Raw genomic sequence first — 23,949 nt, 5'->3', positions numbered from 1 at the left:
CATCGTCCTGTGCGGTCCACCCGGGTCGCGTCCAGATGAGTGCGTTTCCGAGTTGGAACCGCTCAGGCTGGTGCTGCTCCACCTTGGACCCACGCCCGAAAGCTGAACAGACCCTCGCCCAGGTTCAACGGCCCACACACGATGTGAAACGTCATGTCTTCGATCCACATGGACAGCCAGTCGTGCTCGCCTCGGTTGTGCTCGAATCTCTCGAACGGCCGCCCCTGGAGGTTGGTGTCGGTGAGCTCGAGTCGAACGGTCCAGCCCGGGTTGTCGAGCGTCTCGATCCTGACTCCGTAGCCGTGTTCCCAGTAGCCGTCGCAGTTGGACATGTACCAGCCCTGGAGCCACGCCAGCAAGGACTGGTCGTCGAAGAGGGCCAGGTAGGCGAGGCCTTCGTCATCGCTCGCGGCCAGCCCTCCAAGGTCTTCCTCAGGCATGTGCCCTCCAATGACGGTGCGTTCGGTCGGTGCGCAACGTACCAATCCAGCGCCAGATGACCCGACCGTTCATCGGCAATCCGCGCTGGTCGCGTCAGATCCGGGTGCCTTGCCTCTGAGCGCGGTCCTACGCGCTGTCGTGCTCCGGGAGGTCATACGAATCGAGGCACAGAGACCACGATCCGTATGACATCCCGGCCCAGCACTCACATCGGCAGATCTTCGGGCAGGTCCGGATGGGTCAGGCGCGGTCCAACGCGCGCAGGTAGCGCGCGGTCATGGACTCTTGCACCCTCCGCGTGAGCGGGCCGCCGATTCTGGCGAGGCGTGATGCAGGGCGCGAGAAGGCCGTGATGTCGATCGTGATGCTTCCATCGTTGCTCCGGCTCAGGAGGAACCGTTCCTCGCCCGCTTCTGGGTGCCCGGGCAACGTGCCGTAGGCGAATCCGCGCTGGAGCGGTCCATCGATCACGTAGGCGACGCGACATGGGACCTGGACGGAGGCTCGGCCGAGGCCGAGGCGCATCAGCACGACGGAGCCCTCTCGGAGCGGAGACTCCGATGCTCGAACTCGAAGCCCAGCCTTCTCGTGAAGCCGCCAGCCGAACAGGTCCATGCACGCGGCGTCGAAGTCTCGGCGGACCAGCGGCGCGGAGCGCTCTAGCCAGTCGTAGCCCGGAGGGGGACCGGAAGCGGTGGCTCCGACGTGGTCATGGGTGAACGGTGCTGCGCGCAGCGCCGCTGCTTCCTCCGCTGGGAGTGCCCGTGTCACGACCACATCATTGCTGTACTTCAGGACGTCATACGGGTGGAGCAAGCGGATCCACCGTCCGTATGACCTCCCCGGGCGGCACTCGCCGTCGACAGACCGGCGCCCCGCCTCAACGGGGCCCCGTTCCGGTCTCCGGACTCCTTGACCACACCGACACCTCGCGGATCCGTGCGGTGGGGGTGCGGCTGCTCGGCGTCGTCCTGGTCGGCAAGAACGCGGAGCGGGTCCCGGCTCGGTCCTGAGCCTGCCGTGTGGTGCGCTCGGTCAGCCGGGGGGCTACCGCTCGAGCGTTGGGAAGCTCCAGGCGCCGGACAGAATCTCCGGCCGCGGCCGGTACAGCCGGACGAGATAGTTCCAGCCTTCGGTGATGGGGATCGAGTTCTCGCCATTGCCGCCGAACCGAACCGTGACGCTGTCGTCGTCGTTGGGGATGGCGGTGATGTTGTTGACGCTGTACGCACCTTGCTCGTTGGGCTCGAAGTACCCCTCTGCGTTGTAGACCGAGATCGACCAGAATCCGTCTACCGGGACCTCGTGAGGGACAGTCAGCTCGTACTCACCGACGGGCAGGTTCGGCGACACCCCGATGTACGTCGCCTCGGCGTCGGGCAGGCCACCCCAGCCGGCGGCGGAGCCGATCAGGTGGTGCACCGGGTCGACCTCCTCCCGTCCTCCGAAACTCCGCTCGAACGACCCCTGCTCGGCGGCCAGCGCCAGCAGCGCGTTGCGGGTGCGGTCCAAGCTCTCGGTCTCGTACTCCGGCAGCTCGAACGGTCTCGCGGACTGCGCCGTGATCGCGAGCTGGTCCTGGACGGCTGCCACCGCGTCCAGGTCGCCAGCGTTGGCCGGATCGACCAGCGTGCGCACGGCGACCACGACGTACGGGCTGTCGAACTCCTCGACGGTCAGGTCGTAGGTGCCGGGGTCGTGGAAGACCCGGTTGATGAAGTGGTGCTCGTTCACCACCATCGCCGATAGGTAACGCTCGCCCGCGTCCGGCAGACTCAGGGTCGCACCGGCAGCAATGTCGACGACCGCGAAGCTGTAGAGCGTGTCGCGGTTCATCCGGATCACGGTCTGCTTGTCGATCGCGGCAGCCTCACGGTTGTGGGAGAACTGGTTGACCCCTCCGGCTTCGCGTTGCAGCGCATCCATCATTCGGTGTGTCTCGGCCAAGGCGAAGTTGTCTGCATTCACCGTCATCTGAGGCATGCGCCGAGCGTGCTGGACACCCGAAGCACTGTGCTCACCCCAACCGGGTGAACCTTCGATCGTCGACAGACCCACACTGTTCGCGGCAGATCCGGACGTCCGTCCACCGCATCATTCGCGGCGGTGTGAGACGCGCGGTCGGCGCACGGCTTGCGGCTCGCGTGGGCGGCCTCCGGTACGGGTGGGTCGCATGTCCCTGACGGTTGCGGGTACTCAGACGAGCAGCGGCGCTCATGCACGTGAGGCTTGGCCGTGATCGTCGACGCACGGGATGGCGACCAGGTGGTGGTCTGCGCAACCACCACCTGGTCCCACTCCCAGAGTGCATCCGCACAGTCCAGTCCACGGATGGGAGAGGAACTCATGTTCGACAAGAAGGCAAACATCGCAGCCCAGGAAGCCTTTGGCGAGGCCGTCAACACCGGCGACCTCGACGCCTTCGACGGCCTCGTCGACCCGAAGAGCGTCGACCACGACCCGGCGCCGGGGCAACAGCCCGGACCGGAGGGCTACAAGCAGTTCTTCACCGAGATGCGCACCGCCTTCCCCGACCTTCACATCGAGGTCGAGAACCTGGTCGCCGACGACGACCAGGTTGCGTTCGCCTACACCCTCACCGGCACCCATGAAGGACCTTTCCAGGGGCACGAAGCCACCGGCAAGTCGGTCCAGGTACGCGGCCTCCAGATCAGTAGGTTCGCCGACGGCAAGCTGACTGAACGCTGGGGCAGCACCGACGAGGTCGGGATCCTCACCCAGCTTGGGGTCAACTGAGTGAGGTTGAACCAGGTACGACGAGGGAGCGGCAGCCCGCTGCTACTCGTGCACGGCCTGGGCGCTGGGTGGCGGTCCTGGGTCCCGATCCTCGATGAGCTGGCCGAGCACCACGAGGTGATCGCCGTCGACCTGCCGGGGTTCGGCGAAACGCCGCCGTTGACCGGCGAGGTCTCGATCGCCACCCTGACGGACTCCGTCGCGGACTTCATCCGCGACGAGGGTCTGGACGGGGTCTCGACCGTCGGCCAGTCGATGGGCGGTCGGATCGTGCTCGAACTCGCGCGGCGGGGCATCGGCGGCGACACTGTGGCGTTAGACCCGGGCGGCTTCTGGAATGACCGTGAGCTCGTCATCTTCGGCGCCACGCTCCGACCGTCGATCGCTCTGGTCCGGGCGCTGCGAGGCATGCTGCCAGCCCTGCTCGGCAGTCCTGCGGGACGGACTCTCCTGCTCGCACAGCTCTCGGCGCGCCCATGGGCGCTCTCGCGCGAGACCGTTCTGCCGGACGTCCGCGGGCTGGCCGACTCCCCATCGACCGGCGCTGCCTTGGACGCTCTGACTAAAGGGCCCAAGCAACAGGGAGCCCCGGCAGGCACAGTGCCCGGGCGGGTGACGATCGGCTGGGGTCGTCGTGACCTGGTGACGGTGCCGAGACAGGCCACGCGTGCCACGGAGCTGTTCCCCGACGCTGTCCTGCACTGGTTTGAGCGGTGCGGTCACTTTCCACAGTGGGATGCGCCGACCGAAGCGACCCAGCTGATCCTCAACAGCACTGCCTGAGGTCCGTTGCTCTCTCCCCGACGGTCCGGACGCGTCCGCTAAGCGGCGGAGTGAGGCACCCTTTCAGCGTACGGATCTCGGCAGATCCGTGAGCTCATCGCGGCAGATCCGGATGCGTTCTACGGGCGCACTGGTCGACGTCGTCATCACTGAGGTTGCGGGCCTGGGTGGGATCGGGACGACGGCGTCAGGTAGCCCTCATCGACTGCGGCGTACACGCCACAGATGACGGCTACGACCTCGGAAGCCGCTGCCAGCCAGGCATACCAGCTCCAGCCTGTGTGGATGCCGAACAGGCCGCTCGTCGTGGCGATGAGGAAAGCGCCGAGCGTGCTGGCGCCGAACCCGGCGAGCAGGAACAGCGGGATCCAATGACGCCACAGCAGCAGCGCAGCGATGACCACGCCGGCGAGGACGTTGACGACGAACAGTGCACCGACCGTGCCCTGGTCCTTGACGCCGTCGAACCACAAGTACAGGTGGATCGCAGCAGACACCAGCGCTGCTAGTGCCCCGATCAGTCGAGTTCTCACGCTTGCCTCCGATCCGCGGGCGTCCCAGTGGGCTTCGACCAGGTACGCACCTCAATGACACGGCCCCCAGTGCGGATCGGTTCACGCACACGGTCTCGCGGGCCCGGTGGTGGGCCGTGCTGTGCCCGGTCTCAGTGAGGGGGGCTGGATCGGCTGGTCAGGCCTGGGGCCCGGCGGGTACGCCGACCGAGCCGCCGGCGCGGGGGCGCGGCGGGCGGGTGATCGCCATCGGCTCGAGGGCCATGAGCACGTCGGCCGTGCCCTGGGCCCGGTGGAACTGACGAAGGGTGAGCCGGGCGACGTCGCGGGCGGAGGCGTTCGCGTCGTGATGGGCAGCGACGTGCTGCCGGGCGACGGCGCCCTCCTGGGCGGCGAGGTCGGGGTCGAGCAGCCGCTCGGTGATCCCGTCGGCGAGGGCGTCGACGTCACCCACGCGCACGATCAGGCCGCCGCCGCGGGGCATGCTCTCGGCCATCCCCTCGACGTCGGTCGCGACGACGCTGCGACCCGAGGCCATCGCCTCGAGGGGAGCGACGGCCATGCCCTCCCAGTGCGACGGCGCCGCGATCACGTCGGCGGCCGCCAACCAGGTGTCGACGTCGGAGCGGACGCCGACCAGAGCGACGTCGTCGGCGTCGGAGGTGCGCGCCTCGAGCTCGGCCCGGTCCGGACCGTCGCCCACCAGCACCAGGCGCGCGTCGGGCACTCGGGCCCGGACGTCCGCCCAGGCCTCGACCAGGTCGAGCTGGCCCTTCTGCTCGGTGAGGCGGCCGACGCAGACGACCGTCGGGACGTCGGGCAGCCCGAGACGGCGCCGGGCGCCGGTGCGGGTCCGGTCGGCGGCCGGCGCGAACCGGCCGAGGTCGACCCCGTTGGGGCTGATCGTGGCGGCGGTCGCGATGCCGACCGACTCGGCGAGCATCCGCTCGCTGCGACTGACGCAGACCAGCTCGGTGGTCCAGCGCTGGGCGAAGCGCTCCCAGGCGGTCGTGGCCCGCTTCATCGGCCCCGACACGGCCTGGAACGACCAGGCGTGCGGCTGGAAGATGGTCGGCACGACGCCGCGCAGCAGGAGGCGTCCGGCCATGCCGGCCTTGGCGCTGTGCAGGTGTACGACGTCGGGCCGGACGTCGTTGACGATGCGCCGCAGCCGCCGGATCTCCCGCACGACGCCCGGACCCGGGTTGCGGGTGGCCTCCCACCGGACGACCTGCGCGCCGGCGGCGGCCGCCGCCTCGCCCAGCCAGCCGGAGGACGGGCAGGCGACCGTCACCGACCACCCGCGGGCGACCTGGTCGCGGACGTAGCCCATCAGCACGGTCGCGACGCCCTCGGTGGTCGGCATCGAGACGTGCAGGACCCGCGGGCGCCCCGGCGGCGTCGCGGCCGACGGCTGCACCGGCCGGGTCGCGGCGTCGTCCTCGGCCGGGCGGTGCAGGATCGGCGCGCGCGGGTCGGGCTGGTGCCGGACGATCGCGAGCACGGTGCGGCACATGATCTTGAGGTCGGTCCACAGGGACCAGTTCTCGATGTAGTAGTTGTCGAACCGCACCCGGGCGTCGATGGAGGTGTCGCCGCGCAGGTCGTGGACCTGCGCCCACCCGGTCAGGCCGGTCTGGACGCGGTGCCGCTCGTCGTAGCGGAGCGTGGCCTTGGAGAACTCACGGACGAAGAACGGACGCTCCGGTCGCGGGCCGACCAGGCTCATGTCGCCGCGCAGCACGTTGACCAGCTGCGGCAGCTCGTCGAGGCTGGTCCGTCGGATGAACCGGCCGAACGGTCCGAGCCGGCGGTCCTGGTCGATCGACCACTGGGTCTGGCTCTCGGTGGTGTCGAGCGGCTTCATCGACCGGAACTTGTAGAGGGTGAACGGCTGCCCGCCGAGACCGATGCGGGTCTGCCGGAAGATGACGCCCGGGCCGGTCTCCAGGCGTACGCCGACGGCGCAGACCAGCAGCACCGGTGACGCCAGCACCAGGGCGATGCCCGACAGGACGACGTCCACCGCGCGCTTGAGGAGCACCGTGTGGGGCCGCAGACCCCAGCGCCGCAGCCGCATCACGGCCACGTCGCCGATGACCTCGGTGCGCCGGTGGTGGTCGATGCCCATCATCTCGAAGAAGCGGGGCACGACGAAGACCTGCCGGTCCGCCTGCACGCAACGGCGTACGACGTCGATCATCCGGTCGTCGGGCGGCTCGGGGAAGGCGAAGATCACGTCGTCGACGCCCAGGTCGGTCATCGCGTGCTCGAGCGCGCCGATCTCGCCGAGGAGGGGCACCGGGAGGTCGCGGGAGGTGAGGTCGACGGAGGTGTCGATGATCCCGACGGGTCGCAGGCCGAGCTCGGCCCGGTGCAGGAAGGTCGTGGCCAGCCGCTGCCCCACGGCGCCGGCCCCGACGATGATCACCGGGTGCGAGCTGCGGCCGCTGCGCCGCCGGGAGTGCGCGAGCGCGTAGACGGCGACGCGCAGCACCACCATCAGCACCAGGCAGGTCGCCCCGAACGCGAGGGCCCCCGGGATCGTGCCGGAGGAGGACAGGGCCGCCAGCGTCAGCGCGGCCGCGCCGGCCGCGAGCGTGAGCCGGGGGAGGTCCTCGACGACGGACAGCACCAGGCGTGAGCGGTGCAGGTCGGCGCCGCGGCACACGCAGACCGCGGCGAACGCGGCCGCGCCGATCGCGACCGGGCTGCTCGACCCGGCGACGAGGAGGCCGGCGAGCAGCACGGCGACCGGGTCGACGAGGGTGAGCAACGGTCGGATGCTGCGCAGCCATGGCAGCGTGTCGATCAGACCTGAACGCACTGAGAGCCCCCTGTTGTGTGCGACCCCTATGACGTTCCCCGTGCCCGTGGAGCGAAAACTCGATGTGACAAGACCCTCCGCTTTGGGAGGATCGGGTCGTGGCCACCCTGATCTCCGTCAACGTCGGTCGTCCCCGGCAGGCGGAGTGGGCCGAGATCGGCCGGACGTCGATCGACAAGCACGCCGTGACCGGGACCGTCGCCGTACGCGCTCTCGGCCTGGACGGCGACCAGGTGTCCGACACCCGCCACCACGGCGGCATCGACCAGGCCGTCTACGCCTTCGCGCGCGAGGACCTCGACTGGTGGGCGGGCGAGCTGGGCGTCGAGATCCTGGACGGTCAGTTCGGCGAGAACCTGACGACGCAGGGCATCGACGTCAACGAGGCCGAGATCGGCGAGCGCTGGCAGATCGGTGACGTCCTGCTGGAGGTGCGCTCCATCCGGACGCCGTGCAACGACTTCAAGAGCTGGATGGGTCGCTCCGGCTACGACAACACCGCCTGGGTGAAGCGCTTCGCGCAGGTCGGCCGACCGGGTCCGTACCTCAAGGTCCTCGCCGAGGGGACGATCCGGGCCGGCGACGAGATCACGGTCATCCACGTGCCGGGTCACGGCGTCACGGTGTCGACGATGTTCCGGGCGCTGACCGGCGAGCCGACGCTGCTGCCCCGGCTCCTCGACGTGCCGGACCTGCTGCCTCGGGCGCGCGCGAGGGCCGAGCAGTACGTCGCGGGCCTGCAGCACTGAACCGAGGGTTGCCTACCCGCCAGTTGCACAAGTGATCTAGGTTACTTCGCAACCATGTACCTCTCGGCCGTACCGCAGGAGTGAGATGACCGCCCAGGCCAGTCCCAGTCCCTCCGTCGACGCCAGCTTCGTCGACCACATGACCCAGAACGTCGCGGTGCAGTTCCTGGACCGTGTCGCAGCATCCACCGACCACGAGGCCTACCGCTTCCCCCGGGGCGAGGGCTGGGAGTCGGTGACGTGGCGTCAGGTCGGCGACCTCGTCGAGCGCCTCGCCGCCGGCCTGCTCTCGCTCGGGATCGAGTCGGAGCAGCGCGTCGGCATCGCGTCGGCGACCCGGTACGAGTGGATCCTCGCCGACCTCGCGGTGATGTGCGCCGCGGGCGCGACCACCACGGTCTACCCGACGACGAACGCCGAGGACACGACGTACATCCTCTCGGACGCGGAGTGCCGCGTCGTGTTCGCCGAGGACGACGACCAGCTCGCCAAGCTCACCGCCAACAAGGCCGAGCTGCCGCACGTCACCAAGGTCGTGACCTTCGCGGGCAAGGCCGACGGCGACTGGATCATCGGCCTCGACGACCTCGCCAAGCTCGGCGACGCCTACCTCGCGGAGCACCCCGGCGTCATCGAGGAGACGGCGAAGGGCATCGCGCCCGACCAGCTCGCGACGCTGATCTACACCTCCGGCACCACCGGCCGCCCCAAGGGCGTGCGACTGCTGCACCGGGCGTGGGTCTACGAGGGCACCGCGATCCAGGTGCAGGACATCCTCGACGAGAGCGACCTGCAGTTCCTCTGGCTGCCGATGGCGCACTCGTTCGGCAAGGTGCTGCTCTCCGCGCAGCTCGCCTGCGGGTTCGCGACCGCCATCGACGGCCGGGTCGACAAGATCGTCGAGAACCTCGGCATCGTGAAGCCGACGTTCATGGGTGCCGCCCCACGCATCTTCGAGAAAGCGTACGCGCGGATCGTCACCATGCAGGCCGCCGAGGGCGGCGCCAAGGAGAAGATCTTCAAGAAGGCCTTCGAGGTCGGCCTCAAGGTCGACGAGCTGAAGCGGCAGGGCAAGTCCGTGCCGTTCCTGCTCAACCTCCAGCACGGCCTCTTCGACAAGCTGGTCTTCAGCAAGGTCCGCGAGCGGTTCGGTGGACGGGTCCGCTTCTTCATCTCCGGCTCGGCGGCGCTGAACCCGGAGATCGGCGCCTGGTTCCACGCCGCGGGCATCCTGATCCTCGAGGGCTACGGCATGACCGAGAACGCCGCCGGTGCCACGGTCAACCACCCCGACGACTACAAGATGGGCACCGTCGGTCCGGCGCTGCCGGGCGCCGAGGTCAAGATCGGCGAGAACGACGAGGTCATGCTGCGCGGGCCGCACATCATGGCCGGCTACCACAACCTCCCCGAGGAGACCGCGAAGACGCTCACCGAGGACGGCTGGCTGCACACCGGCGACAAGGGCAGCCTCGACGCGGACGGCTTCCTCACCATCACCGGCCGGATCAAGGAGCTCTTCAAGACCTCCGGCGGCAAGTACGTCGCACCGCCGGCGATCGAGTCGAAGTTCAAGGCGATCTGCCCCTACGTCAGCCAGTTCCTGGTGTTCGGCAGCGAGCGCAACTTCGTGAGCGCGCTGATCACCCTCGACCCGGACGCGATGGCGGGCTGGGCGGAGGAGAACGGCCAGGCCGGCGCGGCGTACGAGGACGTCGTGAAGTCCGACGCCGTGCACACGATGATCGGCGGCTACGTCGACGAGCTGAACACCAAGCTCAACCGGTGGGAGACCATCAAGAAGTGGGAGATCCTCGACCACGACCTGACCATCGAGTCCGGCGAGCTCACCCCCTCCATGAAGGTGAAGCGCAACGTCGTCGAGGACAACAACAAGTCCCTCATCGACTCCTTCTACAGCTGATCGGGGGTGGGTCCAGGGATACCCGGTCGGCCGGGTATCCCCGAACTTGTCGGCCTCTGCAGTGCCCTCGAAGTTCACGAAGTGCCCGTCCGCTGTGACTGCTGTGACTGCTGGTGTGAGCGACGGACCGGCGATTGATTTGTTCGAACACATGTTCGATGATGGGGTGTGGCCAGCACCCCTGATCTGATCGCCGACCTCCGCACCCGGATGGCGCGGCTGGAGGACAGCACGCCGTCCTCGATGCCGTTGGCGACCCACCCGGCGCTGGCCGGGCTGGTGCAGCTCCGGGCGGGGGCCAGCTACTCCGTCGACAGCGCGACGCTGGCGCTGGCGCTGCTGGCCGGTCCGTCGCGGGCGGGCAGCTGGTGCGCGGCCGTGGGCGTCTCCGACTTCGGGGCGGAGGCGGCCGTCGCGCTGGGCGTCGACCTCGACCGGGTCGTGCTGGTGCCCGACCCGGGGGAGCAGTGGCTCGAGGTCACCGCCGCCCTGGTCGACGTCGCGACCGTCGTCCTGGTGAGACCGGCGGGCCGGGTCACGCCGCAGGCGGCGGAGAAGCTCGCGGCGAGGCTCCGCAAGCGCGGAGCGGCGCTCGTCTGCTGGGGTGAGTGGCCGCGCTGCGAGGTGCGGCTGACCGCGAGCGAGCCCGCCTGGGCCGGTGTCGGCCAGGGCCACGGTCACCTCCGGTCCCGGCGGCTGCTCGTCGAGGCCCGCAGAGGTACGGCGCCGCCGCGGCGCGGAGCGCTGTGGTTCCCGGCCGAGGACCAGTCCTGGGTCAGTGAGCACCGGCCCGTCGAGCCGGCCTCCGTCGTCGCCCCGGTGGAGGGGGTCGCGTAGTGGCCCGCGTGATGGTCGTCTGGTGCCCGGACTGGCCGGTGATCGCCGCGCTGGCCGACGAGGGGCTGCCGACCCACCTACCGGCGGCGGTCTTCCACGCCAACATCGTCCAGGCCGGCAACGCCGCCGCACGCACCCTCGGCGTACGACGGGGGATGCGGCGCCGCGACGCCCAGTCGCGCTGTCCCGAGCTGAAGGTCTACCCGGCGACGCCGGAGCGCGATGCCCGGACCTTCGAGACGGTGCTGACCGCGGTGGAGGAGCAGCACCCGGGAGTCGCGCCGCTGCGGCCCGGCCTCGCCGCGCTGCGGGCGCCGAGGCGGGCGCGCGGTGGTGAGCCGGCCGCCGCGGCGCTGCTCGCCGAGCGCCTGGTCGAGCTCGGCGTCTGGGACAGCCGGGTCGGCGTGGCCGACGAGCTGTTCACCGCCGAGCAGGCCGCGCGGCTCGCCCACGAGCAGGACTGCCACATCGTCGCGCCCGGGGAGTCGGTGCCGTTCCTGCGCGAGCTGCCGGTGGAGGCGATCGACGACGCCGACGCGATCAGCCTGCTCAAGCGGCTGGGGCTGCGCACCCTCGGGGAGCTCGCCGACCTGCCGGCCGCCGCCGTGCGCGACCGGTTCGGGCCGAAGATCTCCTGGGTGCACCGGGTCGTGGGCGGCGCGGGCGCCGTACCCCTCACCACCCGGACCCCGCCGCCCGAGCTGGCCCGCCACGTCGACTTCGAGCCGCCGCTCGACAACGCGGAGACGATCAGCTTCAGCGTCCGCCAGACCGCCGACGCGGTGGTCGCCGGCCTGGCCGCCCAGCAGCTGGTCTGCACCGAGGTGCGGATCGAGGCGTTCTGCGAGGGCTCGTCGTACGACGACCCCTCCTCCGCGCGTGACTGGCTGCACCCGCGGTGGTTCACCGCGGCCGACCTGGTCGACCGGCTGCACTGGCAGCTCCAAGGTGCCATGAGGAACGTGAAGGGCAGGGGCGGGGACATCCGGTCGCCGATCAGCCGGATCCTCTTCACGCCGGTGACCGTGGTGCCCGACGCCGTGCACGCCGACGGCCTCTGGGGCGGCACCGACGAGCGCGTGCAGCGCGGCATCGCCCGGGTGCAGGGCATGCTCGGCCACGAGGCGGTGGTGGTGCCGGTGCTCCAGGGCGGTCGCGCACCCGCAGACCGACAGGCCCTGGTGCCGTGGGGCGAGCGGCCGACCGGGCTGCGACCCGCCAGCCACCCGTGGCCCGGCAGCATCCCGCCGCCGGCTCCCGCACGGGTCTTCGCCAGCCCCTGGCCGGCCGAGGTCGCCGGCGCCGGCGGCCGCCCGGTCGCCGTCGACGCGCGCGGTGCGGTGCTCGGGGAGCCGACCCGGTTCCGGCCCGAGCCGCGCGGGGACTGGCTGCCCGTCGCCGCCTGGGCGGGTCCGTGGCCGGTCGAGGAGCTCTGGTGGGAGTCCGGGGGCAGGCGGGTCGCACGCTTCCAGGTGGTCGGCGTCGACGGCCGCGCCTGGTTGCTGACCTGGGAGGCTCCGGGGTCCTGGTGGACCGAAGCCGCGTACGACTGATGGGCGACTGACATGGGGTGGAGCAACCCGAGCATCTCCTGGGGGGAGCTGGAGAAGCGGCTCTCCGGCCGCGTCGTCACGCCCCAGGACCCCGAGGCGCCGATCTCCCAGCGCAAGCGCAAGCGCGAGAAGGTCGAGGTGGAGCGACCGGCCGGACCGGTCACGCCGTACGCCGAGCTGCACTGCCACTCCAGCTTCAGCTTCCTCGACGGCGCCAGCGGCCCCGACACGCTGGTGCTGGAGGCGATCCGGCTGGGCCTGGACGCGCTGGCGATCACCGACCACGACGGGTTCTACGGTGCGCCGCTCTTCGCCGAGACGGCGCAACTGCACGGCAACGACCTCCGGACGATCTACGGCTCCGAGCTCTCGTTGGGGCTGGGCGGCCCGCAGAACGGCGTCGCCGACCCCGAGGGCAGCCACCTGCTCGTGCTGGCGCGCGGCGTCGAGGGCTACCACCGGCTGGCCGGTGCGATCACCGACGCCCAGCTGCGCGGCGACGAGAAGGGCCGGCCGCTGTACGACGAGCGCGAGCTGGCCGAGCGGTCGGAGGGGCACTGGCTGGTGCTCACCGGCTGCCGCAAGGGCGCGGTCCGGCAGGGCCTGGCGCGCGGTCCGTCGTACGCCGTCGCCGAGCTGGACCGGCTCGTCGGGCTCTTCGGCCGCGAGCACGTCGTGGTCGAGCTGATCGACCGCGGGCACCCCACCGACAGCCACGACAACGACCTGCTCGCCGCGATCGCCGCCGAGCGCGGGCTGCCCACGGTCGCCACCAACAACGTCCACCACGCCCGGCCCGACGGGCACCGGCTGGCCGGGGCGATGGCGGCGGTCCGGGCCCGGCGCAGCCTGGCCGAGATGGACGGCTGGCTGCCCGCCGCGGGTGCAGCGAGCCTGCGCTCGGGGGCGGAGATGGCGCGCCGGTTCGCCCGCTACCCGGGTGCCGTGGCGCGCACGGTGACGATCGCCGACGAGCTCGCCTTCGACCTGCAGAAGGCGACCCCGCGGCTGCCCAAGGACGGCATCCCCGACGGGCACACGCCGATGACCTGGCTGCGCGAGCTGACCGAGCGCGGCTTCGCCCAGCGGTACGCCGGGACCGATCTCGAGGCGGAGGCGCGGGAGAAGGTCGAGCACGAGCTGACGGTCATCGACCAGAAGGACTTCGCCGGCTACTTCGTGATCGTCCACGACATCGTCGCGTTCGCGCGCGGGGAGCGGATCCTCTGCCAGGGCAGGGGATCCGCGGCCAGCTCGGCGGTCTGCTACGCCCTCGGCATCACCGCCATCGACCCGGTCTTCTACCGGCTGCCCTTCGAGCGCTTCATCTCCGAGCACCGCGACGAGGAGCCCGACATCGACGTCGACTTCGACTCCGACCGGCGCGAGGAGGTGATCCAGTGGGTCTACGACAAGTACGGCCGCCACAACGCCGCCCAGGTCGCCAACGTCGTCGGCTACCGGCCCAAGATGGCGGTCCGCGACGCGGCCAAGGCGCTCGGTCACTCGCCGGGCCAGCAGGACGCCTGGTCCAAGCAGATCACCAGCTGGACGGCGGTCGCCGCGGACGGCGAGCACGGCGTACCCGCGCCGGTGGTGGAGCTCGCCAACCAGTTCCTCGGGGCGCCACGGCACCTCGGCATCCACTCCGGCGGGATGGTGCTCACCGAGCGGCCGATCGGCGAGGTGGTGCCGATCGAGCGCGCGCGGATGGAGAAGCGCACCGTGCTCCAGTGGGACAAGGACGCCTGCGAGTTCATGGGGCTGGTGAAGTTCGACCTGCTCGGCCTCGGCATGCTCGGCGCGCTCGACCACATGATGCGGATCGTCGAGGAGCACCTGGGGGAGCGCTGGGAGCTCGAGACGATCCCCAAGGAGGAGCCGGCCGTCTACGACATGCTCTGCCGGGCCGACTCGATCGGCGTCTTCCAGGTGGAGAGCCGGGCCCAGATCGGCACCCTGCCGCGGCTCCAGCCGCGCACCTTCTACGACCTGGCGATCGAGATCGCGCTGATCCGGCCCGGCCCGATCCAGGGCGGCGCGGTGCACCCCTACGTACGCCGGGCGACCGGTCGCGAGCCGGTCGACTACGCCCACCCGTCGCTGGTCCCGGTGCTCGAGCGCACCCTCGGCGTACCCCTCTTCCAGGAGCAGCTGATGGACATGGCGCGCACGCTCGGCGACTGCACCCGCGACGAGGCCGACCTGCTGCGCCGGGCGATGGGCTCCAAGCGCGGGGTCGAGCGGATCGAGTCGATCAAGGAGAAGCTCTACACAGGCATGGCCGACAAGGGCCTGGTCGGCGCCGAGGCCGACGCGATCTACCTGAAGATCCTCTCCTTCGCGAACTTCGGCTTCGCCGAGAGCCACGCCCTCTCCTTCGCCAAGCTCGTCTACGCCAGCTCGTGGTGCAAGCTGCACTACCCGGGCGCGTTCCTCGCGGCGCTGCTGCGCAACCAGCCGATGGGCTTCTACTCGCCGCAGTCGCTGGTCCACGACGCCCGTCGCCACGGCGTCGAGGTACGCCGTCCCGACCTGGTCCGCTCCGGGGCGCTGGCCGACCTGGAGGCTCTGTCCGACCATGGGGGCCGACCCACCGGGCTCGACTCCTGCCGCCACGACGGTGCGCGCACCGACTGGGTGCCCGGCACGCCCGACCCGACGCCCGCGCACCGCCGTGACACGGCGTACGCCGTACGCCTCGGCCTCGACTCGGTGCGCGGGATCGGGGCGACGGTGGCCCAGCGCATCGTCGCGGCGCGCGCGGAGCGGCCGTTCACCGACCAGGTGGACCTCTCGCGGCGGGCCGGCCTCGACGCGCGGCAGCTGGAGGCGCTGGCCACGGCGGGGGTCTTCGACGACGCGTTCGCGTCGGGTCCGGTGTCGCGGCGGCAGGCGCTGTGGAACGCCGGCTGGACCGAGGGGGAGGAGCACCTCGAGGGGATCCGGGTCACCGCGACCGCGCCGATGCTGCCCGACATGGACGTCGTGGAGACCACGATGGCCGACCTGTGGGCGACCGGGATCACCCCCGACGTGCACCCGGTGGCGCTGCTGCGCGAGGCCCTGCGCGTGGCCGGGATCAGGTCGGTCGCCGACACCGCGACCGCCGAGCCCGGGCGCCGCGTGCACGTCGCCGGGCTGGTGACCCACCGCCAGCGGCCGGGTACGGCGGGGGGCGTCACCTTCCTCAACCTCGAGGACGAGACCGGGATGCTCAACGTGATCTGCACGGTCGGCGTGTGGCGGCGCTACCGGTCGGTGGCGACGAGCTCGGCCGGCATGGTGATCCGCGGGATCCTCGAGCGCCAGGACGGCGTCACCAACCTGGTCGCCGACCGGCTCGCGCCGCTCGAGGAGGTGCACCCGTCCGCCGGCCGGGCGCTCCGGTCCCGGCACCGGTCACGTGACTTCCAATGAGCCACTCACCGGCGGAGCACAGGGACCGCACAGGTTCGGTCGCTGTGATGGGCGCATGCACGAAGAACTCGAAGACCACGACCTCGGCCTCTCCCACGACCTGCCTCAGATCCTGGAGCGCAACAAGCGGATGGGACGGCGCGGCATGCTCGCGGTCTTCGGTGCGGCCGGTGTGGCCGCGGTAGCCGTGAGCTGCGGGACGGACACCCCCTCGACGACGTCCAGCAGCTCGACCACCGGCGGGACCCCGCCCGCCGGTGGACCGCCGGGGGGGAGGTGCCGGGTCTGGAGCGATCGGGGGTGACTCCTCGGTCGAGGTCGCCGACGGGGAGATCCCCGAGGAGACCGCCGGCCCCTACCCCGGCGACGGCTCCAACGGGGTCAACGTGCTCACCGAGTCCGGCATCGTCCGCAGCGACCTGACGTCGTCGTTCGGCGACGCCTCCGGGGTCGCCGAGGGTGTGCCGGTGACGGTGAGGCTGAAGGTCTACGACCTCGACGGCGAGGACGTCGCCGCCCTGTCCGGTGCCGCGATCTACCTGTGGCACTGCGACCGCGACGGCAACTACTCGATGTACTCCGAGGCCGTCGCCGACGAGAACTACCTGCGCGGCGTCCAGGAGACCGACGCCCATGGCCGCGTGGAGTTCACGACGATCTTCCCGGCCTGCTACTCGGGGCGCTGGCCGCACATGCACTTCGAGGTCTACCAGTCGGTCGACGACGCCACGTCGTACACCAACAAGCTGCGCACCTCCCAGCTCGCCCTTCCCGAGGACGTCTGCAACGACGTCTTCGCCACCGACGGCTACGAGCAGTCCGTCACCAACCTGGCCCAGATCAGCCTCGACAGCGACGGCATCTTCTCCGACGGCTACTCCCTCCAGATGGCCACCGTCACCGGCTCGGTCGACGACGGCTACACGGTCTCCCTCAACATCCCCGTCTGAGGGTTGAGTCGAGAGTTCTGACGGTTGAATCGAGAGTTCTGCCCGTTGAGTCGGGAGTTCTGGGCGGGTCCCAGATCGGAACTCCCGACTCGATCGTCATAAGTCACGACTCGACCGTCAGAAGTCTCGATTCAACGGGGTGGGAGGATGGGCGCATGCCGTCCGTGCTGCCCGTGGGTGATCCTGTGCCCGAGGACGGGGCGCTGCCGGAGACGGCGCTCGAGGAGCTCGGCCGACGGCCGTTCGGGTTCTACGTGCACGTGCCCTTCTGCACGGTGCGCTGCGGCTACTGCGACTTCAACACCTACACCGCCGACGAGCTCGGCCCGGCCGGCGGCGCTCCCGGCGCCAGCCGGGCGACGTACGCCGAGGCCGCGATCGCCGAGGTACGCCGGGCCCGGGTCGCGCTCGGCGACGTCGACCTGCCGGTGAGCACCGTCTTCTTCGGCGGGGGTACGCCGACGCTGCTGAGCCCGGCCGACCTGGGCAGCATCGTCGCGGCGATCGCGGCGGAGTTCGGGCTGGCCGAGGGCGCCGAGGTGACGACCGAGTCCAACCCCGACAGCGTCGCGCTGTGGGACCTGGAGGAGCTGCGCGGGGCGGGCTTCAACCGGATCTCGTTCGGCATGCAGTCCGCCGTCGACCACGTGCTCAAGGTCCTCGACCGCACCCACGACCCGCTCCGGGTCCCGGCCGTCGTCGACTGGGCGCGCCAGGCGGGCTTCGACCAGGCCCGGGGCGGAAGCGTCAGCCTGGACCTCATCTACGGCACGCCGGGGGAGTCACTCGCCGACTGGGAGACCAGCGTCGAGGCCGCGCTCGCCTGTCGCCCGGACCACGTGTCGGCGTACTCCCTCATCGTCGAGGACGGCACCGCACTGGCCCGCCAGATCCGCCGCGGCGAGGTGGCGATACCGGACGACGACGACCTGGCGGACAAGTACCTGCTCGTGGACGAGCGTCTCGGCGGCGCCGGCCTGGAGTGGTACGAGGTCTCCAACTGGGCGCGGGACGAGGCGAGCCGGTGCCGCCACAACCTCCTCTACTGGACCGGCGGCGACTGGTGGGGCGTCGGGCCGGGCGCGCACTCCCACGTCGGCGGCGTGCGGTGGTGGAACGTCAAGCACCCGGCGGCGTACGCCGACCGCATCGCCCGCGACGTCACGCCGGCGCACGCGCGCGAGGTGCTCGACGACGAGAGCCGCCGGGTCGAGCGGGTGCTCCTCGAGCTCCGCCTCAGTGACGGGCTGCCGGTGAGCGTGCTCGACGCGTCCGGGCGCGCGCAGGTCGCCCGCCTGGTCGACGAGGGTCTGCTGACCCGGCACGCCGAGCGACTGGTCCCCACGCAGCGCGGTCGACTGCTCGCCGACGGTCTGGTGAGGGACCTACTCCCGTAGGCCGCTGCACCCTAGGGTGTCGCCATGAGCCAAGGCCCTGAGGAACCGGACGTCCCGCCGCCGTACGGCGCGCCCACCCCGCCGCCCGCGGGGGAGACCCCACCCCCGGCCGGTGACCCGGCCCCGCCGCCGTACGGGCAGGCACCGCCGCCGCAGCCGGGCTACCAGCAGCCCGGCCAGCAGGGCTACCCGCAGCAGGGCTACCCGCAGCAGGCCTACCCCGGTCCGTACGGCGCGAGCCCGCAGGCGCCGTACGGCATCCACCCGGCCACCGGGCTGCCCTACTCGGACAAGTCCAAGCTGGTCGCCGGCCTGCTGCAGATCCTGATCCCGCTGGGCATCGGGCGCTTCTACATCGGCGACACCAAGACCGGTGTCTGGCAGCTCGTCGTCACGATCCTGACCTGCGGCATCGGCGGCCTCTGGCCCTTCATCGACGGCATCATCATCCTCGCGACCGACAGCAAGGACGGCAACGGACTACCGCTGCGCACCAGCTGAGACCTGCCTGACCCTTCTGTCAGCACGCAGACAGAACGACGACCTCCGTCGGCTCCATGATCGGCGTGCGCCCGCACCGGGCGCGCTCGGAGCCACGGAGGTTCGTCATGTCGAAGCCCATCGTCCAGGTCCTCGCCAACCCCGCCCTGCGCCGCGTCCAGCTCGCGTTCTTCGGCTCGACGCTGGGGGACTGGGCCTACTCGACCGCGATCGTCGTCTGGGCCTACACGGCCGGCGGCGCCACCGCGGTCGGCGTCTACCTCGCGCTCCGGTTCCTCGTCGGAGCGGTCGCCGGGCCGATCGGAGCGACCGTCGCCGACCGGGTCTCGCGCAAGCACTACATGATGAGCGTGGACGCGATCCGCGCGGCGCTCGTCGGTGCCGCCGCGGTGACGATCGGGGTCGGCGGGCCCGACCTCGCGGTGTACGTCGCGACGCTGGCCGCCGTCGGCGTCGGTGCGTCGTTCCGCTCGGCCCAGGCGGGCCTGGTGCCGCGGCTGGTCGACGGCCCCGCCGAGCTGACCGCGGCCAACGCCGTCTCCTCCAACCTCGAGACCGTCTCCATGTTCGCGGGACCGGCGCTCGGTGCGCTGCTGGTCGCCACCTTCGACGTCCAGCTCGTGCTCTGGCTCAACGCCGCCACGTTCGTCTGGTCGCTGGCCCTGGTCGCCGCCGTACGCGTGCCGCCGGCTGCCGATGCGGACACCGACGCGGACGAGGACGAGCCCGAGGAGGGCGACGGCTTCGTGCGCGAGGTGACCGTCGGCTTCGTCGAGCTCGGTCGCAACCGGGACCTCGGTGCGGTCGCCACCCTGGCCGCCGCCCAGGGCATGCTCTGGGGCGCGCTCACCGTCTTCCTCGTGATCGTCGCGGTGGACGAGCTCGGCACCGGTCCCTCCGGCGTCGGGTACCTCAACTCCGTGATGGGCGTCGGCACCGTCGTAGGCGGACTCCTGCTCCTCACCCGCGTCGGCCGCGGCCGGCTCGCCCGCGACATGGCGTACGGCGTGCTCGGGTGGGCGCTCCCGATCATCGCGATGGCGCTCTTCCCCTCGCCGGTGACCGCCGTGGCGGCGCTCGCGTCCATCGGCCTCTCGGACCCGTGGGTCAACCTCGGACTCGACACCATCCCGCAGCGGCTGGCGCCGGAGCAGGTCCTCTCGCGGGTCTTCTCGGCCGTGGAGAGCGCGCTGATCGCCTCGATGGCGCTCGGCTCGGTCGTCGCGCCCGTGCTCGTGCACCTCGTCGGGGTGCGGCCGGCGATGGGGCTGCTCGGCGGCCTGGTGACCGCGCTGGTCGTGGTCCTGCTGCCCCGGCTCCGCCGGCTCGACGACCGCCTGAGCGAGCCCGAGCACGTGGAGCTGCTGCGCTCGCTGGACCTGTTCGCCCCGCTGCCCGCCCCGACCGTGGAGTCGCTCGCCCGCAGCCTGGAGCCCACGCGGTTCGCCGCCGGCGATCGGATCCTGACCGAGGGCGAGAGCGCGGACCGGTTCTACGTGATCGCCTCGGGCGCCGTCGACGTCACCCGGGAGGGGGAGCGGCTGCGCACCGAGCGGACCGGCGACTACTTCGGCGAGATCGCGCTGCTGCGCGACGTCCCGCGCACGGCGTCGGTGACCGCCGCCACCGACGTCCTCCTCCTGGGGCTCGCGCGCGCCGACTTCCTGCAGGCGGTGGCGGGGGTGCGCGAGTCCGCGCGGGCCGCCGAGGACGTCGTCGCGCGCCGGCTCGGCGTCTGACGGGCTGTCCGCGATGCGTGATTCGGAGGCGCGGACCGCGGCGATGCGCGATCCTGTCCGGGTGACGAGCTGTGGCAGCTGCGGGGTGCCGGGACAGCCGGTCGGGGCGCGCTTCTGCTTCTCGTGCGGTACGCCGCTGCTCCCCGCCTCGTGCCCGACCTGCGGCACCGCCGTCGTCACGGGGGCGAGGTTCTGCAGCGGCTGCGGCCACGACCTGGGCGCCGACGCCGCGTCCGTCGCACAGCCGGTCGCGTCCCGCCGGATCACCAGCGTCCTCTTCGGGGACCTCGTCGGCTTCACGTCGCTCTCGGAGACCCGCGACCACGAGGAGGTGCGCGAGCTGCTCTCGCGCTACTTCGAGGAGTGCCGCGCGATCATCGCCCGCTACGGCGGCACCGTCGAGAAGTTCATCGGCGATGCCGTGATGGCGGTGTGGGGAGTCCCGACGGCCCACGAGGACGACGCCGAGCGCGCCGTGCGCGCCGGCCTCGAGCTCGCCAACGTCGTCCCCGTCCTCGGCGCCGAGATCGGTGTGCCCGAGCTCGCGATGCGGGTCGGCATCGTGACCGGCGAGGTCGCCGTCACCGTCGGCGCCCAGCAGCAGGGCATGGTCGCCGGCGACGCGGTCAACACGGCGGCCCGGGTCCAGTCCGCCGCGACGCCCGGCCAGGTCTGGGTCGACGAGACGACGCGGCTGCTCACGTCGTCGGCCATCACCTACCTCGACGTCGGCAGCCACCCGATGAAGGGCAAGGCCGAGCCGGTGCCGCTCTGGTCCGTGCGCGCGGTCGTCGCCGCGGTCGGCGGTGCCCAGCGCGCCGACGGCCTCGAGGCGCCGCTGGTGGCGCGCGACCGCGAGCTGCGGCTGCTCAAGGAGCACTTCCACCGGGTCGAGGAGTCCGGCCTGCCCGCGCTGCTCGTGCTCGACGGCGAGGCCGGCGTCGGCAAGTCCCGGATGGCTTGGGAGTTCGAGAAGTACGTCGACGGCCTGAGCGCCGACGTCCGCTGGCACTCCACCCGGTGCCTCTCGTACGGCGAGGGCGTCGCGTTCTCCGCCCTGGCCGAGGCGATCCGCGCGCGGCTGCAGATCGTCGTCGGTGACGCGGACGTCGACGACCAGGCGAGCCTGCTCTCCTCCGGGCTCGACCACCTCGTCGACGACGCCGACGAGCGAGCCTGGCTCGAGCCGCGGCTCGCGACCCTGCTCGGGGTCGCCGGCACCGGCACGTTCCCGCGTGAGGACCTCTTCGCGGCGTGGACGGCGTTCCTCCTGCGGGTCAGCGAGGACGGCATCCCCGTCAGCCTGCTGATCGACGACGCCCAGCACGCCGACGACGGGCTGCTGCTGTTCCTCGAGCACCTGCTGTCCGCGGGCGACTTCCCGTGCTTCGTCGTGCTGCTCACCCGCCCCGGCCTGATCGAGGCGAACCCGTGGCTCGCCACCCACCGTCGTACGGCGGTCGTCCACCTCGACGCCCTCGCGCCGCGGGAGATGGGCCAGCTCCTCGACGGACTGGTCGCCGGTCTCGACGACGACGCCCGCGACTCGCTCGTGCAGCGTGCGGAGGGCATCCCGCTGTTCGCCGTCGAGACGGTGCGCTCGCTGATCGACCGCGACCTGGTGGTGCCCCGCGGCGGGCAGTACGTCTTCACCGGCGAGGGCACCCTCGACCTCGACGACATCGGCGCCCCCGCCTCGCTGCAGGCCCTGATCGCGGCCCGGCTCGACACGCTCTCGCCCGCCGAGCGCCGGGTGCTGGACCGCGCGAGCGTCGTCGGTCGCTCGTTCTCGCACGACCTGATCGCGGCCCTGTGCCCCGACGTCCCGGACGTCGACGCCGCGCTCGCCTCCCTGGTGCGGCTCCAGCTGCTCCGCCAGGAGACGAACCGGTTCAGCGCCGAGGTCGGGCTCTACCAGTTCGTCCAGGTGGTCGTGCGGCAGGTCGCCTACGGCACGCTGTCGCGTCGCGACCGCAAGGCCGGTCACCTCGCCGTCGTGGCGCTGCTCGAGGACGACGTGGACGCCGCGGACGAGACCGCCGCCATCGCCGCGCAGCACCACCTCGAGGCCATCGACGCCGTCCCCGAGGACGACGACGTCGCCCTGCTCACCGAGCGGGCCGTGGACCTGCTCCGCCGGGCCGCCGCCCGCGCCCGCGGCCTGGGTGCCCCGGCCGAGGCGGCCGGCAACCTGCGGGTCGCGCTGGCCCGCACGACGGAGCCGGCGGCGCGCGCGGACCTCGAGCTCGAGCTCGCGCGGGCGCTGCGCGACACGTCCGACGCGGCCGCCGCGATCGCCCCCGCCGCGTCGGCGCGCGACGCCTTCGACGCGCTCGGCGACGACCTGCGCGCCGGCGCCGCCGTCAGCGTCCTGGCCCACGCCCTGGCGGTCGGCCGGCTCGACTACGAGTCCTCCCTGGTCATGGCGCGGGAGCGGTACGACGCGCTGCGCGACCGCGACGACGCCGCTCCGGTGCTGCTCGACCTCGCCCAGACCCTGATCCAGATCAAGCTCCGCACCAGCGACGCGTTCGGCGACGAGGTGGCCGACCAGATGCGCCTGGCCGAGCTGATCGGCGACGAGTCCCGGATCGCGGAGGCCTACGTCGGCCTCGCGCTGCACTACATGGTCACCGGCTCCCGCGGGGTGGGTCGCGTCCTCTTCGAGGCGGCCGCCGAGGTCTCGCGCCGTCGCCACCTGCTGCCGACGCTGACCCGCTCCCTGATCAACCTCAACGTCGCGTGGTCACCCGACGACCTCGGCCGGGGCGCGGCCTTCGGCGCCGAGGCGCTCGCGGTCGGCCGCCAGGCGGGCTCCCACCTGGCGCTGGCCATCGCCGCCTCCAACATGGCGCTCACCTGGACCCTCACCGGGGACTGGGACGACGCGCTGACGATCGTCGACGACCCCGCCTCCGAGCCGCTCCTGGTGGAGCTGGCGCGGGCCCGGATCATGCTGGCGCGTGGGCAGGAGTGGCAGCTGGCCGACGACCTCGACAACGACGAGTACGCCGGCGACGACCTCTCCCTGCGCTGCTTCCTCGAGCTGCTGCGCGCGCTCGACGCCCTGGCCGTCGGCCGCCCGGCCGGTGCGCTCGCGCTGCGCGCCGTCGAGACGGCGTACGCCGCCGCCTCGCTGTACGACGACTTCACGGTCATCTGGCAGGTCGCGACCGAGACCGCGTGGGCCGACGGCGACCAGGACGCGATCGCCGGTCTCCTCGGGATCGTCGACGACCACCGCGGCAGTGGGATCCCGCTCGGGGTGCGCGCCCAGCGCGACCGGCTCGGCGCCCTGCAGGCCGCCGACGCCGGTGACCTCGTCGGTGCGGAGACCCTCCTGCGGCAGGCGATCGACGTCGCGACGCAGTGGGGCTCGCCGCCGATGGTCGCGCAGAGCCGCGCCGACCTGGCCGTGGTGCTGCAGCGGGTCGGCCGCACCGTCGACGCGGCGGCCCTCGCGCAGGAGGCGCGGGCGACGTTCGACGCCCTCGGCGCCGTCAGCTGGTCCGCGGCCCTCGACCTCGCCCTGGCCGGCCTGCCCGCCTGACCCGGGCTG

The 23,949-nt window shown here is 71.8% G+C and carries 17 protein-coding genes; 12 read left to right on the top strand and 5 right to left on the bottom strand.

Features of this window, described 5'->3' with window-relative positions:
* Positions 1–62: 62 nt before the first annotated feature.
* From ASC77_RS06475 to ASC77_RS06465, 3 genes are all read right to left on the bottom strand, one after another.
* A complete protein-coding gene (locus ASC77_RS06475; protein WP_082574532.1) occupies positions 63–440 on the bottom strand; it encodes an immunity 53 family protein in 378 nt (125 codons plus the stop codon).
* A gap of 241 nt (positions 441–681) precedes the next feature.
* Positions 682–1,212: a DUF1990 family protein gene (locus tag ASC77_RS06470; RefSeq protein WP_200944922.1), complete on the bottom strand. Its 531-nt coding sequence runs from the start codon at positions 1,210–1,212 to the stop codon at positions 682–684.
* 276 nt (positions 1,213–1,488) lie between these two features.
* Complete coding sequence (locus ASC77_RS06465; protein WP_056150234.1) at positions 1,489–2,424, bottom strand: DUF1254 domain-containing protein; 936 nt, start codon at positions 2,422–2,424, stop codon at positions 1,489–1,491.
* A gap of 252 nt (positions 2,425–2,676) precedes the next feature.
* Between ASC77_RS06465 and ASC77_RS26495 the strand changes: the two genes are divergently transcribed.
* Positions 2,677–3,198 carry an ester cyclase gene (locus tag ASC77_RS26495; RefSeq protein ID WP_200944921.1) on the top strand — a complete coding sequence of 174 codons (522 nt, stop codon included), beginning with the start codon at positions 2,677–2,679 and terminating at the stop codon, positions 3,196–3,198.
* On the top strand, positions 3,199–3,981 hold the full coding sequence (locus ASC77_RS06455; RefSeq protein WP_056150230.1) for an alpha/beta fold hydrolase: 783 nt from the start codon (positions 3,199–3,201) through the stop codon (positions 3,979–3,981).
* 146 nt (positions 3,982–4,127) lie between these two features.
* On the opposite strand, the gene ASC77_RS06450 is transcribed toward ASC77_RS06455, so the two are convergent.
* The gene (locus tag ASC77_RS06450; RefSeq protein ID WP_200944919.1) at positions 4,128–4,478 is read right to left on the bottom strand and encodes a hypothetical protein; all 351 of its coding nucleotides are present in this window, start codon (positions 4,476–4,478) and stop codon (positions 4,128–4,130) included.
* A gap of 193 nt (positions 4,479–4,671) precedes the next feature.
* A complete protein-coding gene (locus ASC77_RS06445; RefSeq protein ID WP_082574530.1) occupies positions 4,672–7,320 on the bottom strand; it encodes an exopolysaccharide biosynthesis polyprenyl glycosylphosphotransferase in 2,649 nt (882 codons plus the stop codon).
* A 98-nt stretch (positions 7,321–7,418) separates the two neighbouring features.
* Between ASC77_RS06445 and ASC77_RS06440 the strand changes: the two genes are divergently transcribed.
* The 10 genes from ASC77_RS06440 (at position 7,419) to ASC77_RS06395 (ending at position 23,940) form a co-directional block, all read left to right on the top strand.
* On the top strand, positions 7,419–8,069 hold the full coding sequence (locus ASC77_RS06440; protein WP_156390957.1) for an MOSC domain-containing protein: 651 nt from the start codon (positions 7,419–7,421) through the stop codon (positions 8,067–8,069).
* Positions 8,070–8,154: 85 nt separating this feature from the next.
* A complete protein-coding gene (locus tag ASC77_RS06435) occupies positions 8,155–9,993 on the top strand; it encodes an AMP-dependent synthetase/ligase (RefSeq protein ID WP_082574529.1) in 1,839 nt (612 codons plus the stop codon).
* Between the two features lie 168 nt (positions 9,994–10,161).
* Positions 10,162–10,830, top strand: coding sequence for a hypothetical protein (locus ASC77_RS06430; protein WP_235547518.1), 669 nt, complete (start codon positions 10,162–10,164; stop codon positions 10,828–10,830).
* Positions 10,830–12,383 (top strand): DNA polymerase Y family protein, encoded by a 1,554-nt coding sequence (locus ASC77_RS06425; RefSeq protein WP_082574528.1) that lies wholly within the window; start codon positions 10,830–10,832, stop codon positions 12,381–12,383. Before ASC77_RS06430 ends, ASC77_RS06425 begins: the two co-directional genes overlap by 1 nt.
* A 12-nt stretch (positions 12,384–12,395) precedes the next feature.
* Positions 12,396–15,803 (top strand): error-prone DNA polymerase, encoded by a 3,408-nt coding sequence (locus tag ASC77_RS06420; RefSeq protein ID WP_056150225.1) that lies wholly within the window; start codon positions 12,396–12,398, stop codon positions 15,801–15,803.
* A gap of 257 nt (positions 15,804–16,060) precedes the next feature.
* Positions 16,061–16,753 (top strand): intradiol ring-cleavage dioxygenase, encoded by a 693-nt coding sequence (locus ASC77_RS06415; RefSeq protein ID WP_082574526.1) that lies wholly within the window; start codon positions 16,061–16,063, stop codon positions 16,751–16,753.
* Positions 16,754–16,908: 155 nt separating this feature from the next.
* A complete protein-coding gene (gene hemW / locus ASC77_RS06410; protein WP_056150223.1) occupies positions 16,909–18,150 on the top strand; it encodes a radical SAM family heme chaperone HemW in 1,242 nt (413 codons plus the stop codon).
* A 24-nt stretch (positions 18,151–18,174) separates the two neighbouring features.
* Positions 18,175–18,651 carry a TM2 domain-containing protein gene (locus tag ASC77_RS06405; protein ID WP_082574525.1) on the top strand — a complete coding sequence of 159 codons (477 nt, stop codon included), beginning with the start codon at positions 18,175–18,177 and terminating at the stop codon, positions 18,649–18,651.
* A gap of 107 nt (positions 18,652–18,758) precedes the next feature.
* Positions 18,759–20,390 carry an MFS transporter gene (locus ASC77_RS06400; RefSeq protein ID WP_056793387.1) on the top strand — a complete coding sequence of 544 codons (1,632 nt, stop codon included), beginning with the start codon at positions 18,759–18,761 and terminating at the stop codon, positions 20,388–20,390.
* A gap of 61 nt (positions 20,391–20,451) precedes the next feature.
* Positions 20,452–23,940, top strand: coding sequence for an adenylate/guanylate cyclase domain-containing protein (locus tag ASC77_RS06395; protein WP_162249800.1), 3,489 nt, complete (start codon positions 20,452–20,454; stop codon positions 23,938–23,940).
* Positions 23,941–23,949 lie beyond the last annotated feature (9 nt).

Source organism: Nocardioides sp. Root1257 (assembly GCF_001425175.1).
Lineage (GTDB): Bacteria > Actinomycetota > Actinomycetes > Propionibacteriales > Nocardioidaceae > Nocardioides.
Note: the sequence above shows the minus strand (reverse complement) of the source record. Positions and strands in the feature narration are given on the sequence as shown.

Bases quoted from the DNA above. Each gene is read 5' to 3' on its own strand.
- ASC77_RS06435 (WP_082574529.1), top strand. From the start codon at position 8,155: ATGACCGCCCAGGCCAGTCCCAGTCCCTCCGTCGACGCCAGCTTCGTC.
- ASC77_RS06400 (WP_056793387.1), top strand. From the start codon at position 18,759: ATGTCGAAGCCCATCGTCCAGGTCCTCGCCAACCCCGCCCTGCGCCGC.
- ASC77_RS06420 (WP_056150225.1), top strand. From the start codon at position 12,396: ATGGGGTGGAGCAACCCGAGCATCTCCTGGGGGGAGCTGGAGAAGCGG.
- ASC77_RS06405 (WP_082574525.1), top strand. From the start codon at position 18,175: ATGAGCCAAGGCCCTGAGGAACCGGACGTCCCGCCGCCGTACGGCGCG.
- ASC77_RS06475 (WP_082574532.1), bottom strand. From the start codon at position 440: ATGCCTGAGGAAGACCTTGGAGGGCTGGCCGCGAGCGATGACGAAGGC.
- hemW (WP_056150223.1), top strand. From the start codon at position 16,909: ATGCCGTCCGTGCTGCCCGTGGGTGATCCTGTGCCCGAGGACGGGGCG.
- ASC77_RS06465 (WP_056150234.1), bottom strand. From the start codon at position 2,424: ATGCCTCAGATGACGGTGAATGCAGACAACTTCGCCTTGGCCGAGACA.